12 protein-coding genes and 2 pseudogenes are annotated in these 17,529 nt (G+C 37.0%); 8 read left to right on the top strand and 6 right to left on the bottom strand.

The window, feature by feature from the left end; all coding sequences use genetic code 11:
• From U473_RS15595 to U473_RS01180, 6 genes and pseudogenes are all read left to right on the top strand, one after another.
• A pseudogene (locus U473_RS15595) lies at positions 1 to 1,304 on the top strand (YheC/YheD family endospore coat-associated protein).
• The gene (locus tag U473_RS01205) at positions 1,301 to 1,774 is read left to right on the top strand and encodes a GNAT family N-acetyltransferase (RefSeq protein ID WP_082732304.1); all 474 of its coding nucleotides are present in this window, start codon (positions 1,301 to 1,303) and stop codon (positions 1,772 to 1,774) included. Before U473_RS15595 ends, U473_RS01205 begins: the two are co-directional and overlap by 4 nt.
• Before the next feature lie 148 nt (positions 1,775 to 1,922).
• Positions 1,923 to 3,530, top strand: coding sequence for a spore germination protein (locus tag U473_RS01200; RefSeq protein ID WP_068722601.1), 1,608 nt, complete (start codon positions 1,923 to 1,925; stop codon positions 3,528 to 3,530).
• Positions 3,527 to 4,752, top strand: a pseudogene (locus U473_RS01190) (Ger(x)C family spore germination protein). The gene U473_RS01200 and the pseudogene U473_RS01190 overlap by 4 nt, the downstream one beginning before the upstream one ends.
• Positions 4,752 to 4,979 carry a hypothetical protein gene (locus tag U473_RS01185; RefSeq protein ID WP_068722595.1) on the top strand — a complete coding sequence of 76 codons (228 nt, stop codon included), beginning with the start codon at positions 4,752 to 4,754 and terminating at the stop codon, positions 4,977 to 4,979. Before U473_RS01190 ends, U473_RS01185 begins: the two are co-directional and overlap by 1 nt.
• Positions 4,980 to 5,005: 26 nt before the next feature.
• Positions 5,006 to 6,094 (top strand): GerAB/ArcD/ProY family transporter, encoded by a 1,089-nt coding sequence (locus U473_RS01180; RefSeq protein WP_068722593.1) that lies wholly within the window; start codon positions 5,006 to 5,008, stop codon positions 6,092 to 6,094.
• Between the two features lie 84 nt (positions 6,095 to 6,178).
• Here U473_RS01180 and pflA read toward each other — a convergent pair whose 3' ends face one another.
• From pflA to U473_RS01160, 4 genes are all read right to left on the bottom strand, one after another.
• Positions 6,179 to 6,913 carry a pyruvate formate-lyase-activating protein gene (gene pflA / locus U473_RS01175; RefSeq protein ID WP_068722591.1) on the bottom strand — a complete coding sequence of 245 codons (735 nt, stop codon included), beginning with the start codon at positions 6,911 to 6,913 and terminating at the stop codon, positions 6,179 to 6,181.
• Between the two features lie 5 nt (positions 6,914 to 6,918).
• On the bottom strand, positions 6,919 to 9,165 hold the full coding sequence (gene pflB / locus U473_RS01170) for a formate C-acetyltransferase (RefSeq protein ID WP_068722589.1): 2,247 nt from the start codon (positions 9,163 to 9,165) through the stop codon (positions 6,919 to 6,921).
• 26 nt (positions 9,166 to 9,191) lie between these two features.
• Positions 9,192 to 11,831, bottom strand: a complete 2,640-nt coding sequence (gene adhE, locus U473_RS01165; RefSeq protein WP_181482256.1) for a bifunctional acetaldehyde-CoA/alcohol dehydrogenase — start codon at positions 11,829 to 11,831, stop codon at positions 9,192 to 9,194.
• Positions 11,832 to 12,412: 581 nt separating this feature from the next.
• Positions 12,413 to 13,696, bottom strand: coding sequence for a glycoside hydrolase family 18 protein (locus tag U473_RS01160; protein ID WP_068722587.1), 1,284 nt, complete (start codon positions 13,694 to 13,696; stop codon positions 12,413 to 12,415).
• Positions 13,697 to 13,951: 255 nt separating this feature from the next.
• Here U473_RS01160 and U473_RS14470 point away from each other — a divergent pair, with 255 nt between their 5' ends.
• Positions 13,952 to 14,188, top strand: coding sequence for a hypothetical protein (locus U473_RS14470; RefSeq protein WP_153011971.1), 237 nt, complete (start codon positions 13,952 to 13,954; stop codon positions 14,186 to 14,188).
• 152 nt (positions 14,189 to 14,340) lie between these two features.
• Here the strand turns inward: U473_RS14470 and U473_RS01150 are convergent, their stop codons facing one another.
• Positions 14,341 to 15,231: a GerAB/ArcD/ProY family transporter gene (locus tag U473_RS01150; protein WP_161937260.1), complete on the bottom strand. Its 891-nt coding sequence runs from the start codon at positions 15,229 to 15,231 to the stop codon at positions 14,341 to 14,343.
• Between the two features lie 149 nt (positions 15,232 to 15,380).
• On the opposite strand from U473_RS01150, the gene map reads away from it, so the two are divergent.
• The gene (gene map / locus U473_RS01145; protein ID WP_255421879.1) at positions 15,381 to 16,133 is read left to right on the top strand and encodes a type I methionyl aminopeptidase; all 753 of its coding nucleotides are present in this window, start codon (positions 15,381 to 15,383) and stop codon (positions 16,131 to 16,133) included.
• A gap of 49 nt (positions 16,134 to 16,182) precedes the next feature.
• On the opposite strand, the gene U473_RS01140 is transcribed toward map, so the two are convergent.
• Complete coding sequence (locus U473_RS01140) at positions 16,183 to 17,472, bottom strand: BaiN/RdsA family NAD(P)/FAD-dependent oxidoreductase (protein WP_235589048.1); 1,290 nt, start codon at positions 17,470 to 17,472, stop codon at positions 16,183 to 16,185.
• Positions 17,473 to 17,529: the final 57 nt, after the last annotated feature.

Genomic DNA, 17,529 nt, shown 5'->3' with positions numbered 1-17,529 from the left:
ATGAATTCATCACATTATGCTTGGGTTCGAGTCTCATCTATCAAACCTTGGAAATTAATCCTTCCTCACTATAATCAAACCGCTAAGATTTCGTCAATGGCCTACACAATCGGCCATAATAACCAAAGTAAATCTTTCATTATCAGTTCTAAAAAAAATGTCTCCGATCTTAGAGGAGCATTCCCTGTACGTGTAATCAAAAAAAATCTTCAATATAAAATTGGTCCAATCGTTGGTATTCTAACTACAAGTGGCTTCAAAACTTTCAGAGGAAATCGAAAGAATTTTATCGACATCATCCAAACAGGGATTAAAACAGGAGTGCTAGTTTATGTATTCACTCCTGAATCAATAGAACAAGGATCAAAAACAGTAAAAGCTCACCTCTATTATCCTGAACAAAAAAAATGGGATTCTGTCTCAATGCCTCTACCAGATGTAGTATATAATCGTATTCCCACAAGAAGAGAAGAACGTTTACCTATCGTTCAACAAACGATTCAATTTTTAGAAACTGAAGGAATTCCCTTTTTTAATCCCCATTTTTTCAACAAATGGTCCCTTTATCAATGGATGGGTGAATCACATGAACTTGCACCGATTTTACCAGATACAGCGATTTTAGAAAGGACTCGTTTACAAAACCTATTAAAAAAGTATCAAATGCTATATCTTAAACCGATTCATGGTAAAGCAGGAATTGGATTTATGAAAGTTCAAAAAAAGATAACTTATTCAATCTAACGTATCAAGCCCAGCAAATTACCTATCATCAGCAATTTGTTGAATTTAATCACTTATGGAAAAAGGTAAAAAAACTAGCAAATAACAAAGAATATATTATTCAGCAAGGAATCCATTTAAGCACATACCAAGGAAGACCTTACGATATCCGGGTACTTGTTCAAAAAAATGGTAAAGGTCAATGGCATATGACAGGAATGGGTATACGCGTTGCTGGAGAGCAAAGTATTACAACTCATGTACCACAAGGTGGTTATATTCAATCTGTCGATACTGTTTTTCACGAAACCTTTGGCAACGAATTAACTGAGAAATGGAAACATAAAACTGCTCTTTTAACGACAAAAATTGCTCAACACATTGAAAAAAAGGTAGGACATTCATTAGGAGAAATGTCGATGGATTTAGGCATCGATAAAAACGGAGATATATGGTTTTTTGAGGCAAATGCCAAACCCATGGAATTTGATGAACCTAATATTCGTCAAACCTCATTACTCAGATTGTTGCAATATTTTAGATATTTGTCTGGATTTGTTCCAAAAGAGGTGAAATCATGAGAAAGATGAAGATCAATGCCTCTGTACCAGAACGCTTCAAACAACCCTTAATCCGTTTTATCAATAAATATGGGGATGGACATATTACGAGGAAAGCAATAGAGTGGTTAAAGAAAACCCCTTTTCAAAAGCTTAACCAAAGCAATGGCGATCTGATTCACGTCATCTTAGAGGGAAAAAAAATAGTAGGTGTATTGGCCATTGCTCGTTTTGGCCTAGATCAGGCAATCATTGTGGTTCACCCTGAAGTTCGAAATAGAGGGGTAGCCTATCAATTAGTAACAGAAGCGTTAGAAGATATTGACCGATATTATGTTAAAGTGGCCAATGATAATGTACCAAGCTTGAAACTATGCTTTGCCGCTGGGATGAAGGCATTTGACCTAACAAAGGGTCCAACCGGAAAACCAACCTTTGTCTTAGGCATTGGAAACTGGGATGCAAGCGAATGGGCTCAAGAACAAAAATGAGGAGAATTTTGCTCCTTATTTTTGTTTCATTTTCTTTCTATCTATCTAATCACACAGCATGCAGTCAAATAATAGTTTTTAAACGATGCATAATTTACCATGATTCTTACCACACTATAACTAATAAGCATTTTTAGGAAGTGGTCGGATGTCAATCTGGAGATGGATCAAAAAATTACACAGAAATCCCAAGACTTCAAAGCCTGATGCAAATACTCAAACTCAATCTAGTATTCAACCTATCCCTAGTCATCTTGAAAAAGCCATTCAGGAGATTACGACAGATTTAGGGAATAGTCCTGATATTATCGTTCGTCGTTTTATTTTAGGAAAAGAAAAAGAGGTTTCTGCTGCCCTTATTTATACAGACGGTCTTGTTAGTAACGGCGATATCAATGACTTTTTAAAAACCCTATTCACCCAATATCCAAGTGACCAAATCTCCTTATCTCCTATAAATTTTATAAAAGAACACCTCTTAAATATTGGCGATGTGAAAATAGCACAAGACAAAACGCAAATCATCAATGAAATTCTTAGGGGTTCAACAGCAATATTAATCGATCGAGAAAATAAGACGCTGATTGCCAGCACCAAAGGATGGGAAAATCGGGGGGTCACAGAGCCTGATAACCAAGTGGTTTTACGGGGGCCACGAGAGGGTTTTACAGAAAATATCCGCACCAATACGGCTTTAATCCGTAGAAAGATACCTAGTTCTAAGTTAAGGCTGGAACAAATGCGTCTTGGAACCATAACGGAAACAAGTATTGCCATCATGTATATTCAAGGAAATGCAAACCCTGAAATCGTTGAAGAAGTAAGAAGACGACTTATCAAAATTAAAATCGATGGTGTTTTAGAAAGTGGCTATATTGAAGAACTTATTCAAGATGCACCATGGTCTGTGTTCCCAACAGTTTACAATACAGAACGGCCAGATATCGTCGCAGCTCAATTATTGGAGGGAAAAATAGCCATCCTCGTCGATGGAACTCCTTTTGTTTTAATTGTCCCTGTAACCATAGCTATGCTTTTTCAATCTGCCGATGATTATTATATGCGTTCAGGAATGGCTTCATTTTTACGTTTCTTACGGATTATAACTTTTTTAATTTCAATGACTTTACCTTCCCTTTATGTTGCGATCACTACCTTTCACCAAGAGCTATTACCTACAACCTTGCTAGTCAGCCTTGCTGCCCAACGGGAAGGAATTCCATTTCCAGCTTTTATTGAGGCCGTGTTAATGGAATTAACTTTTGAAATATTACGGGAAGCTGGAGTTAGAATGCCAAGAGCAGTGGGACAAGCGGTCTCGATTGTTGGTGCACTTGTATTAGGTACAGCAGCAGTAGAAGCAGGTATTGTCTCAGCAGCCATGGTCATTATTGTTTCAATGACAGCAATTGCTGGTTTTACTACACCCGTCGTAGATATCGCCATCGCTGCACGGCTCATTCGCTTTGTCTTACTTGTTTTAAGTGCAAGCTTTGGTTTATTTGGCATTTTATTTGGTTTAATGGTGATTGTCATTCATTTAGTTGGCCTTCGTTCCTTTGGTATCCCCTATTTAAATGGTATTGCCCCATTTAATCTTAGCGATCAAAAAGATATTTTTGCACGAGTACCATGGTTTATGATGTTAACTCGCCCTCGCTTATTTAGCCAAGCAAATGAAGTGAGGGAAGATACGGAGATGCCTAAACCACCTAAAGGTCATCAACGTATTAATAGGAAGGAAGATCAATCATGAAGAGAAAGAGAAAGAAAATAATGATTCTTCTCATGATGATTATATTCACTTTATTGACGACTGGCTGTTGGAATCGGCGAGAGCTCAATGAAATCGCGATTGTGACAGCTGCTGGTATTGATCCTGGCCCCAAAAAAGGGGAAATCACCTTGGTCTACCAAATTGTAAACCCTTCATCTATCTCAGGAAAGCAAGGGGTAAGTAGCTCAATGACTCCGTTTATCACACTAAAAACTTCTGGAAGAACGCAGTTTGAGGCAATTCGCAAGGCGACAAAGGAAATGTCTAGGAGATTATACTTCGCCCATCTCCAAGCATGGGTGATCGATGAAAATTTAGCAAAAAAAGCGGTGTCAGAGATTTCCTTGACTTATTATATCGCGACCCGGAAATTCGTGAAGACATTCCAATTTTAATTACAAAAAATTGCAAGGTAGAAAGTGTCTTATCTACCCAATTTCCGATCGACTCTGTTAATGGGATTACAATTAAAAAGCATCTGGAAAGCACCCAAAAGTCTGGTAGTTTTACTCGTCAAGTGGAGTTAAGAGAATTGATCAATATGTTGACAAGTCCAACAAGGAGTGCAATTGTTCCCTATATCTTTGTCTCGAACCCGATCAATCCAAAAAAGGATACCTTAGAAGCAACACAAGCATCAAAACAGGAATCAGTGATCAAGACTGAAGGATTTGCTGTCTTTAAACAAGATAAGGTGATTGGTTATCTAAATAGCGAGGAAGCAAGAGCAGTTCTTTGGGTAACCGATGAAATTGATAAGACTGTCATCGTTGTCCCCTATCAAGGAGAAGACCATTCGATTGAAATCATAAATTCTAAAACAAAAATAAAAACAACATTGATTCATGGCAAGCCTGAGGTTAACTTAGAAATAAAAATCGATGCCAATGTTGGATCTGTCCTAGGCCCCATTGATTTAACGAAACAATCGGTGATTAAAGACTTAGAGAAGGCTACCAATGCTACAGTCAAAAAGAACATAGAGCATGTTCTGAAAAAGGTGCAAAAGAGCTATAAAGTTGATATTTTTGGTTTTGGTGAAGCCTTTGAACGCCAGCATTCAAAAGAATGGAAAACCTTGAAAAAAGACTGGGAAAAGGAATTTGTCGATTTAACAGTTCATGTTAAAGTGAATACAACAATAGGAGAAATAGGAATGAAAAATAAATCATTCCAAATCGAAATGAAAGGAAATAAATGATGGTTGTAGGATTAGGTTTTTTGATCATCATCATCTCTTACCGACAAGTGAAGAATCTCTTGGTGAAAAAACAAAAGAGGGATGCCTATGTATATCTAGGGTTAATGGCGATTGCAGCTTATCTATCGATTGGTAAAATGTTAGATCTCTACATTCCCAATCCAACCAATGGCTTAAGACTAATTTTTCAACCAATCAAACATTGGATAGATAAGCTATTAAGCTAACTTACTTCTATATGGAGGAACCACTTATGTTAGAAAATGGAGTGATCAATCGGTTTCAACTATGGTTATTAGAGGTTAATTTTACCATTGGTAGTGCTTTGCTGATCATACCTTCAACCATCGTTGCTAAATCAAAGCAAGATGGTTGGATCTCGATGTTCTTAGGAACACTTTTGGCAATTGGTTTAACTTATATTATGGTTTCTTTAGCTGAACAATTCCCAAATCAAACCCTAGTTGGAATTACAGAGACGCTTCTTGGAACAATGTTGGGGAAAGGTATTGGTTTGCTTTATGCTTGGTTCTTTCTCCATCTTTCTGCACTTGTCATGCGGAATGCAACTGATTTTGTCACAACAGCTATTTTCCCTGAGACACCAATGATTCTCTTCAGCATAATGGCGGGAGTATTACTCTATATGGTCATAAATCAAGGAATTGAAGGAATAGGGCGTTCCAATGAATTTTTTTCTCTTTTTACATCAGGAGGATTTTGGATCACCCTCTTTTTACTGATTCCTGAAATGAAATTTAAAAATGTGTATCCCATCTTTGCAGAGGGTTTTAAACCTGTATTAAGGGGGACCGTTCCTACCCTTGGTTTTCCCTTTGCAGAAACGATTGCATTTTTAATGATTCTCCCATTTGTGAATCAACGAAAACGAATCAAATCTGTTTTTATCAGCGGAGTAGTCGTAGGTGGCTTATCTTTATTTTTTGTGGTATTAGGAACGATCCTTGTTTTAAATGTTCGCCCAACCGAAATGTCCCTTTTTGCTACATTTAATATGGCTCGATTGATTGATGTTGGAAGATTTTTAACAAGAGTGGAAGCAGTTATTGCTTTATCCTATATGTTAACGATCTTTATAAAAATGACAATCAGCTTTTATGCGGGAATATTAGTAATCGCTCAGGTGTTCCATTTATCTGATTATCGTCCTATTGCCATGCCATTAGTCTTTATCGTGGTTGCTTTATCTGTCATTCTAAATAAAAATATTGTTGAAACCTTTGAATTTGCTACAACGACATGGACACCTTATGCCCTAATGTTTGGTTTTGTAATCCCATCCATCTTGTTAGCAATCAGCTATTTTAAACAGAAACGATGATAAAAAAAGATAATAGATAAAGAAGGAAAAAAAGAGGAAGCCAGTTTAAATCAGGTTTCCTCAACTAATGCTTCGTTTTTTTGTTTACGATACAACCAATTGATTTGTGACTTGAGGAACGAGGATTTGTTCTGCTCTTTTTACTTGTTCCTCTGTTGGTGGTTTCACACCAGGCAATGGTTCTGGTAAACCAAGTTTTTCCCATTTGTATTTTCCCATTGTATGATATGGCAATACTTCTACCTTTTCTACGGATGAGATTGTATTGATAAATGCTCTTAAAGCTTGAAGATCTTGGATTCTATCGGTGATTCCAGGTGCAAGCACATGACGAATCCAAAAGGGGATTTTTTGCTCATGTAAATACTTTGCTAATTGTAGAGTCCATTCATTAGAAACCCCTGTAATCTGCAGATGCTTTTCCGCTGAGATATGTTTGATATCTAGTAAAACTAAATCGGTATAAGCGAGGATTTCTTTGGCATCTTCCAAGCAAACAAACCCTGATGTATCAATTGCTGTATGAATTCCCTCTTCTTTACAACGCTTCAGCAATTCGATAACAAAATCTTTTTGCATGGTGGCCTCTCCACCAGAGATGGTAACCCCTCCATTAGAAAATTTCATATAGGGGATGTATTTTCTAATGTCTTTCATTAACTCTTCTACTTCGGTTTCTTTTCCATCTTTCAACTGCCATGTATCAGGATTATGGCAATATTGACAGCGAAGAGGACAGCCCTGCATAAAAACGACAAATCTGATACCAGGACCATCAACAGTCCCACAGGTTTCTATAGAATGAAGATACCCTTTCATTGCTATCACATACTTTCGTGAAATGTTCGATGAATGACATCTAATTGTTGTTCTCTAGTTAATTTGGTAAAGTTGACCGCATATCCAGATACACGAATCGTTAATTGTGGATATTTTTCTGGATGATCCATTGCATCTAGTAATAATTCTCGGTCAAAGACGTTTACATTCACATGGTGCCCTCTTTGATAAGCATAACCGTCTAAGAGCGCAACTAAATTGGAATTACGACTTTCTTCTTCTTTTCCCAGTGCTTTTGGCACGATCGAGAAGGTATAAGAAATTCCATCTTGAGAATGTTCGTAAGGTAGCTTGGATACCGAGTTGAAAGAAGCTACAGCACCTTTTATATCTCTGCCATGCATTGGATTTGCTCCTGGTGCAAAAGGTTCTCCTGCTTTTCTTCCATCAGGCGTATCCCCTGTTTTCTTACCATAGACGACATTGGATGTAATGGTTAAAATTGACATGGTTGGTAATGCGTTACGATAAGTTTTATTTTGACGTAATTTATTCATGAACCTTTCCACTAGCTCTGAAGCTATGCTGTCAACACGTTCATCGTCATTTCCAAATTTAGGATAATCTCCTTCAATTTGATATGAAATCGTTAAGCCACTTTCATTACGTACAGGTTTTACTTTTGCATATTTAATCGCAGATAAAGAGTCTGCAACAACGGAAAGTCCGGCGATTCCACATGCCATCGTTCTTAAGATATCACGGTCATGTAATGCCATCTCAATCCGTTCATAAGAATATTTATCATGCATATAGTGGATTACATTTAAAGTCTTCATATAAAGATTAGCTAGCCAATCTAATACTTTGTCATAACGTTCCATCACAGTATCAAAATCAAGTACTTCGTCGACAATTGGCTCAAAATAAGGCCCAACTCTATCGCCACTCTTTTCGTCGATTCCACCATTGATCGCATAGAGTAATGCCTTTGCAAGATTTGCCCTTGCACCAAAGAATTGCATTTGCTTTCCTATCCTCATGGCAGATACACAGCAAGCAATCCCATAATCATCACCATATTCTGGTCGCATGATATCGTCGTTTTCATATTGGATGGAACTAGTATCAATCGAGACTTGAGCACAGAATTTTTTAAAGTTCTCTGGTAACTGAGTGGACCATAATACCGTTAAATTAGGTTCTGGTGCAGGCCCCAAATTATATAAGGTATGAAGAATACGATAAGAGTTCTTAGTAACTAAATGTCTACCGTCCTCACCGATTCCACCGATGGATTCCGTTACCCAAGTTGGATCACCACTAAAGAGTTCATTATACTCTGGAGTACGGAAAAATTTAACGATACGAAGCTTAATAACAAGTTGGTCAATCATTTCCTGAGCTTCTTCTTCAGTGATCAACCCATTTTGAAGGTCTCTTTCAAGATAAATATCTAAGAAGGTTGAAATTCTGCCAATACTCATAGCTGCCCCGTTTTGCTCTTTAATAGCCGCTAAGTAACCAAAATAAAGCCATTGTATTGCTTCTTTTGCATTGGTTGCTGGTTTTGAAATGTCATAACCATAAGATAATGCCATTTCCCTTAATTCTTTTAATGCACTAATTTGCTCCGTTAATTCTTCGCGAAGGCGAATCGTATCTTCAGACATAAAGTCATCTTCTGTTGCCGCTTTTTCTTGTTTTTTCTGTTCGATTAAGAAATCGACTCCATATAATGCCACACGACGATAATCCCCAATAATTCTGCCTCTACCGTAAGCATCTGGTAAACCGGTAATAATCCCAGTTTTTCTCGCCTTTTTCATTTCTTCTGTATATGCATCAAATACCCCTTGATTATGGGTTTTACGATACTTCGTAAAAATCTCCTGAACCTTTTCATCCATTTCATAGCCATAGGCTTCACAAGCAGCCTCAATCATGCGAATACCGCCTGTTGGATGAATAGAACGTTTAAAAGCTTCGTCAGTTTGTAACCCTATAATCACTTCTAAATCTTTATCGATAAATCCTGGACCATGGGAGGTAATCGTAGATGGGGTTGCTGTATCAACATCTAGTACTCCCCCATTCTTTCTCTCTTGTTCGATTAAAATAAATACTTTGTCTAATAGTTTCTTAGTACGATCAGATGGCCCTGCTAGAAAACTTCCATCCCCATCATATGGTGTATAGTTCAATTGAATAAAGTCTCTAACATTCACCTCTTCCATCCATTTACCTGCTTTAAATCCAGCCCAAGCTGGAATTACTTTTTCACTGATCATTAGTATTCAGCCCCTTTTAAAATCTTTTATACAATTCCTTTTCCTTGAAAAGCCTCTCGGTAAATCGTTGCTAGTTCACTTACAAGTGGATATCTTGGATTTGCTGTTGTACATTGATCTTCAAACGCTTTTTCTGCTAACTCTTCCACTTTCGCTTCGAATGTTTTCTCATCGATTCCTGCTTCTTTAATGGTGAGTGGCATATTTAATTCTTTTGCTAACTGAATAATGGCTTCAATTAAACTTTGCACTCCTTCTTCTGTTGTTCTCGCTTTTAATCCTAGCATTCTAGCAATTTTAGCATATCTTTCATTGGCAATAAAGTGATCATATTTAGGAAATGAGACAAATTTTGTTGGCTTCGTTGCGTTATAGCGAATCACATAAGGAAGAAGAATTGAATTTGCCTTACCATGCGCAATATGGAATTCTCCACCTAATTTGTGAGCTAAGCTATGATTGATACCAAGGAATGCGTTAGCAAACGCCATACCCGCGATACAAGAAGCATTATGCATTTTTTCTCTGGCCACTTTATCATTGGGATTGTGGTAGGCTTTTGGTAAATATTCAAAGACTAATTGGATTGCTTTCATTGCAAGTGCATCCGTATAATCATTCGCCATCACCGAGACATATGCTTCAATCGCATGAGTGAGTACGTCCATACCAGTATCGGCTGTTACACTCTTTGGTACTGTCATCACAAAATCAGGATCAATAATCGCAACATCTGGTGTTAATTCATAATCTGCAAGTGGGTATTTAATATTATTTTTCTTATCTGATATCACCGCAAAACTAGTTACTTCTGAACCTGTACCTGATGTTGTTGGAATAGCAACCAATTTTGCTTTTTCACCAAGTTTAGGGAACTTATAGACTCTTTTTCGAATATCCATAAACTTTTGTTTCATATGCTCGAATTTTTCTCCAGGATATTCATAGAATAGCCACATGCCTTTTGCTGCGTCCATTGCTGAGCCACCACCTAGAGCAATAATCACGTCTGGTTGGAATTGACGCATCAATTCGGCTCCTTTTAAGACGGTTTCTACAGATGGATCTGGCTCTACTTCAGAGAAGATTTCGCTATGCACGTAATTTTGTCGTTTTCTTAGATAATATAAGACCCGATCCACATAACCTAATTTCACCATCATGGGGTCAGTTACGATTAATGCTCGAGAAATCTCAGGCATTTTTTCTAAATATTGAACAGAACCACTTTCAAAGTAGATTTTGGATGGAATTTTGAACCATTGCATATTTACTTTTCTCCTAGCTACCTTTTTAACATTAATCAAATTGACAGAGGATACATTATCTGTTGTTGAATTCGATCCATAAGTGCCACACCCTAAGGTTAAGGATGGAATATTGGCATTATAGATATCCCCAATCGCTCCATGAGTTGATGGTGCGTTAACAATGAGTCGGCCTGTTTTAATTCGACTAGCAAATGCTTGAATCACTTCATCATTTTGACTATGAATCACAGCAGAGTGACCCATCCCGCCAAACAAGACCATTTCTTCAGCTCGCTTAATTCCTTCATCCACATTTTTTACTTCATAGTAAGCAAGAATTGGGCTAAGCTTTTCTCGAGAAAGGGGGTATTCTTCTCCTACTCCCTCTAGCGGAACAACTAACATCTTAGTTTCTTTTGGTACTTGAATGCCTGCTTGCTCTGCAATGTTTATAGGTGATTGACCAACAATCGATGCATTTACTGCACAAGTGGTTGGATTGATTACAAGTTTCTCAAGTTTTTTTATTTCTTCTTTGTTTAAGAAGTAGCAATGATTTTCCATCATATATTGTTTAACCGTTTTTGCTATTTCCTGATCTACAATAACTGCTTGTTCAGAAGCACAAATCATTCCATTATCAAAGGTCTTGGAAAGAATTAAATCGGTTACCGCTTGTTTAATATTGGCTGTTTTTTCTATATAACAGGGTACATTACCTGGTCCCACACCTAATGCAGGTTTTCCTGTACTATAAGCAGATTTGACCATCCCTGAACCACCTGTTGCTAATACAAGCGCAACGCCTGGATGATTCATTAATAATTGTGTTGCTTCAATCGAAGGCGTTTCGATCCATTGAATACAATCTTTTGGAGCACCAGCTTTTACTGCTGCATCCCGAACAACTGTTGCAGCTGCTACGCTACATTTCTGTGCAGAGGGATGAAAAGCAAAGATAATTGGATTTCTTGTTTTCAAAGAGATAATTGCTTTAAACATCGTTGTAGATGTTGGATTGGTTACCGGTGTAACCCCTGCGATAACACCCACTGGTTCTGCTACTTTAAAGTAGCCTTCTAGTTCATTTTCTTCGATGATCCCTACCGTCTTGTCATACTTGATACTGTGGTAGATGTATTCTGTAGCGAACAGATTTTTAATGATCTTATCTTCATAAATTCCTCTTCTAGTTTCCTCAACTGCCATTTTAGCAAGTGGCATATGTTGATCTAATCCAGCTAAAGCCATTTGCTTTACAATCTCATCAATTTGTTCTTGATTCAATTTCATCATTTCTTGTAAAGCAATTTTAGCGTTTTTTACTAATTCATCAATTGTAGTCTGAACCATCTCTTTCCCTTCATCTTGCATCTTTTCATTTTGATGATTTGCTTTCTCAAGCACTTTTTCCATTATGCTCTCCTCCATTTTTAATGTGAATAAATACACAATAAATTGTAACAAGCAAAAGAATTAAAATGTTCATTTGTTTCTAAAATATTAAATAAACCTACTTATAACAACAACTTATCAACTATAAATGGCGCCTTCAAATTTATATAGGTTTAATTATTCTGTTTTATTGTGAAATATTTCACATGTTATTGTTGTTTTTATCTTAATATGTATTAACTCTATACACAAAGTTGATTTAACGAAATTAGAGCAATTTATCTTCTATTTAAACCGTTTACACTCGTTTTCTTTTTATTTTTGATGGATCATGTTTGTTCACCATTTGTTCAATATATAGCCCATAATAGTATAAGAAAAGGTTTGTATATTCCATCGCGCTCCGTCATCCGTGCCCTTCTATGAATAAAGATTACGGAGAGAAGGGCACTTCTGAAGGCACACAAAGTGTACAAGTCGTGCTACACAGCTAAAGCTGCTAGTCACGCTATGTCGCAGCTTATGGAATATACAAACCCTTAAATGACAAATGGAAGAAAGTTTTTATAGCTTCAGGATTCACTGAAGAAATAAGGTAATGATTATCTTTTGGTGATATTGAAATTATCCTCTAGAAGCAGCCAATTTTGCGGGAAGGAAAGTCCCAATTTCCAATAACTAATTCCTCTTAGCCCTAATTGTTTGATTAAGTCAAATTTAGCTTGAATACTCCTTGCATCCTCAAACCATACTTCATGTTCTCGTCCTTGATCATCAACATATTTAAAAAATGGGGCTTGGGCACGGGTATCATATTGTATCGCTACATTTTCCCTCTTAGCCAATTCAATCGCTTGCTGAGGGCTTAATGCTCTTGCTGCTTCTCCACCATACCTAAAGGGGGCTCGCCAATCATAACCATATAAGTTCTGCCCTAACATAATCTTTTTGGCAGGCATTTCTGTTAAAGCATATTGGATCACTTGACGAACTGGTCCAATAGGGCTAACTGCCTGTGGTGTACTATAAGTATATCCCCATTCATACGTCATGGGAACGGAAAAATCAACGATTTGACCATGAGCTCTATAATCGTGTGCAGTATACCAAGCACCTATTTGTGCCGCACTTGTTTTTGGGGCTAACGCCGTAGATAATAAAAAGCCAGCTGGTTTTAGTCTGCTTTGAGCTCTTCTTAAAAACTGGTTGTATGCCTCTCGATCGTTCGGATCAATAAATTCAAAATCGAAATGGATATCCCTGAAACCTAAACGATTAGCAGTATTGATAATATTACTAAGGAAACGATTAGATATGCTCTCATTCGTAAATAAAATATGTGCTAGCTCCTTGCTAAATTGTCCTGCTTCTTGATTTGTAACAACTAACATATTCGTAATCCCTAAAGAGCGGGCAATGTTAGGAATATCATCGAGTGGAGGCGGAGTCAATGAACCGTCTCGATTTGCCCTAAAACTAAATGGTGCTAAATAAGTTAAGTACCTCCCTACCCTTCTTACTTCTTGTCTTTGGGCAGGTGTAATTCGTTCCCTTGGTTCAAGGTAAGCATTGACTTCAATCGTAGGTTTTGGTCTTGGGGGAATATATAACCTAAAACCAATAGGAAGTATTGTTGTTAGTGATATCCGATTAACTCTTGCCAGCTCACTAGGACTAATATTATAACGTCGTCCAATACTATACAAAGATTCGCCAGGTTGAACCCAATGGTATCTTCCAACAATTGGAATAACCAATGCTTGCCCTACGACTAATCGGTTAGGATCGGGTATTTCATTGGCCACAGTAATCGCTTGAGCAGTCGTATTAAATGCTTGAGCAATTCCAAATAATGTTTGACCTCTACGAACAACATGGATCTGCAATCTTTTTCCCTCCTTCTTTTTTATTCCCTCTCCTCATCGTATTCTGCATTCGCCTAAAAGGTGTTAGCAAAACCCACAAAAGTAACGTCTTACTTCGTAACAAATTCCTATTACTTTTGGGGAGAAATTTTTTACCATCTGAAATGTCACTCATCTACCTAATTGCTAAACGAAAAATGCAACAAAAATGGCTTGTTTTAATATTTCCATCAATAAAGGGAAAAATAAAACCATCACATAGAAAAGAGGAAAAAAATGAAAGTGAAAGGTTTAGGAATCTTTTTGCTCTTGCTTATTTCATCTTTAAGCATCGATATCTTGATGGATATATTAATGGGAATACCACTGAAAAAGGCTACCAATCAAATGGTCGAGGCTATTTTACACATGAATCTAAGTGAATTAATTGTTCTAATTATCCTGTTTTTATTAACCATTCTTCATTCGATGTTTCGTTTTCAAACGATTTCGAATCAAAGTCACAACGAATAGAAGAAAAGGAATCCCTACTTGAAGAGGAAGATGAAGATAATAGGGAACAATTTTTAGACCTTCTTCTAGGTGTTCCGAAATATTACTTGCTATTAGGATTGAAGAAAGAAGAATGATAAAACCAATTGGAATAAGCAGTTGATTCTTGTTTTTTATTTTAAACAAATCTGCTGTTCCAAGAAGAGCTGCATAATAAAAAACCGAAACTTTAAAAAAACGCCGAATAATAATATGATAACCGCAATCGCATCTAAGCGAGTTAAAAAATCAATATGTATTAATCCAACAGTTTGGATGAGTGGAAATAGAGAGTTTTGAATTTCATAGGTTCCAAGAACCATAATTTCTAGAACAAGTACACTGCTTATCAGAAGGCCACTAAAAACCATTCCTGCCAATCCTGTTTTTAATGCCATTTTCTTTTGGCTGAGATTAGGCAGGATCATCGTAAATACGATCATTTCTCCAAAGGGAAAGGTAAATGTTAAGGGAAATGCTGTTGTGAGAACCGATTTCCACCCATCTCCTAAAAATGGCAATAATCGATTCCATTCAATCACTTTAGAGAAATAAAGAAACGCAGTGATAAAGACTGTTGAAAGAATAATGGTTGGAATAAAGAAAAATTCAGCTAGTCTTCCTAATTCTTCTATTCCCTTTCCTATCGCATAAGCTACAGATACAATCATAAACATATTTACAATCAATAAAGGGGTATTACCTAGTAAGGTAACCCCAACTAAGCTACCAAAATCCCTTAAGTCTCTTGAAGCAATATAAATAAAATATAGAACGTATATGATTCCAATGAGCCAGCCTAAATATTTACCTAGAATCATTTGCGAATAACTAATCAAAGGTTTTTCAGGAAATTTTTGATATAGATAATGGTAAAGTAAAAATAATGGTATACCAGCAAACATTCCTATCAGAATGGCTATCCAAGCTGCCTGCTTCGCACCAGAACCGGTACCAACAGCAATAGCGGTACTCGATTCAAAAAAGACGATCAATGTAAATAATTGATAAGGATTAATATTCACTGCTTGTACTCCTTTATGTTTAATCTCCATTTTTTTAGTTTTGACATTAGCCTTTTTATTCATTCACAAAGTCAAAAAATGATGTAGAAAGAAGTAGATACTGCATAAAATAGTGATATGACCTTAAAATTAGAAATGGAGGTTTATCTGTGAACACCAAAAGTGAAAAAGAAATCAGTATGATGAAAAAAGCAGGGGAACTATTAGCTTCTTGTCATAAAGAAATTGCTAAAATGATCAAACCAGGAATCACTACTTTAGAGATTGACCTATTTGTTGAGGATTATTTAAAAAAACATGGGGCTACACCAGAACAAAAAGGATATCGAGGTTATCCCTTTGCTACTTGTGCATCTGTGAATGATGAAATTTGTCATGGTTTTCCTAATGCAAACCCATTAAAAGAGGGAGATATTGTTACTATTGATATGGTGGTTAATTTTAATGGGTATCTTGCTGATTCGGCATGGTCTTACCCGGTTGGGAAAATCTCCAAAGAAGCTAAGGAATTATTAGAAGTGACAAAAGAAGCTTTATACCGAGGAATACAAAAAGCAGTGATTGGAAATCGCTTAGGAGATATTGGTTACGAGATTCAAAGTTTTGTAGAATCGAAGGGATTTTCAGTGGTTAGAGATTTTACCGGGCATGGTTTAGGTCCAACGATTCACGAAACTCCCTATGTCCCTCATTTTGGAACCCCTGGGAAAGGGACTAGATTAAAAGAAGGAATGGTCATTACAATTGAGCCTATGATAAATATCGGTTCTTACCAAACAAGAATGGAGCTTAACGGATGGACGGCTAAAACAGTAGATGGAAGTTTATCTGCACAGTATGAACATACCATTGCCATCACAAAAAAAGGACCACTTATCTTAACTGAACAAGCGGAAATTTAGTGTTACAAGCAACTTGAGCTTAAGCAAACATATACAGAATACCGTTCAACTATGGTTGCTGAATCGCTTCTTCTGCCGCACTTTTTCCAGCCACATGACCTGTTACAAAAGCTGCTGTAATGTTGAATCCTCCTGTATACCCATGTACATCCAAAATCTCTCCACAGAAATAAAGACCTTTCATTTTTTTTGAGGCCATTCGTTTTGGATCCACCTCTTTGATGGATACTCCACCACCGGTAACAAAGGCTTGTTCAATCGAGAGAGTACCATTTACTTTGAAGGTAAAACCTTTGATTGTCTTAGCTAACCATCTTATTTTTTCCTTTGCTAAATAAGCATAAATCATATCAGATTCAATACCTATATGGCCTAGTAAAAATAACAAATAACGTTCTGGAATATAGCCTTTCAGAGCGTTTTTGATTGCCTTTTTTGGCTCCTTTTCCAGAACTGATGTGATCTCTTGTACGACGTCTTCTTCATTTTTATCAGGAAAAAGATCAATCATCATGGTAACAGTACGATCGTTTGACTTTTTCAATTCTTTTACAACAAATTGACTACAACGTAATGCTGCAGGCCCACTAATTCCAAAATGGGTAAAAATCATATCCAATTGATGTGTTACGATAATCTTTCCCTTCTCATTTAAAACAGAAAGACCCACATTTCGTAAAGATAAGCCTTGTAATACTTTTTCTTGGATAAATGATTCGCTTGAGGTAATTGGTACTTCTGTCGGATACAGCTCTGTAATGGTGTGCCCAGCTTTTTCTACCCATGCATACCCATCACCGGTCGAACCCGTTTGGGGTACAGATTTCCCACCTACTGCTATAATCACTGTTTTTGCTAGAATCACTTCCCTATTTTTCAATTCAATTCCAGTTGTACGACCATCATGATAATGAACAGTCTTAACTGAAGCATCTGTGCGAATCTCTACCCCTAGCTCTTTTACCCTATTGACTAAAGCATTGACCACGGTTTGAGCTTTATCAGTAGCAGGAAACATTCGCCCATGATCCTCTTCTTTCAGCGTTATTCCCAGTTTCTCAAAAAAGATAATAATATCTTCATTGTTAAACATTGATAATGCACTATATAGAAATCGCCCATTACCCGGAATTTGTTGAATCAGCTCATTCACAGGCATCCGATTAGTTACATTACAGCGGCCACCACCAGATATGCCTAATTTACGACCTAACTTGTTTCCCTTATCGAGAAGAAGAACCTTGCCCCCCTTTTCAGCAGCTGCAATTGAAGCCATTAATCCTGAAGGTCCACCACCGATCACAATACAATCGTACATCCAAGCCTCACCAACTTTCATTTGTATATCTTGATCATTTTTTGCTACACTTATTGTAAAAAAACTTCTATCGACTTT

Source organism: Tepidibacillus decaturensis, from assembly GCF_001561915.1.
Lineage (GTDB): Bacteria > Bacillota > Bacilli > Tepidibacillales > Tepidibacillaceae > Tepidibacillus_B > Tepidibacillus_B infernus.
This window is presented reverse-complemented; position numbering and strand designations above follow the sequence as displayed.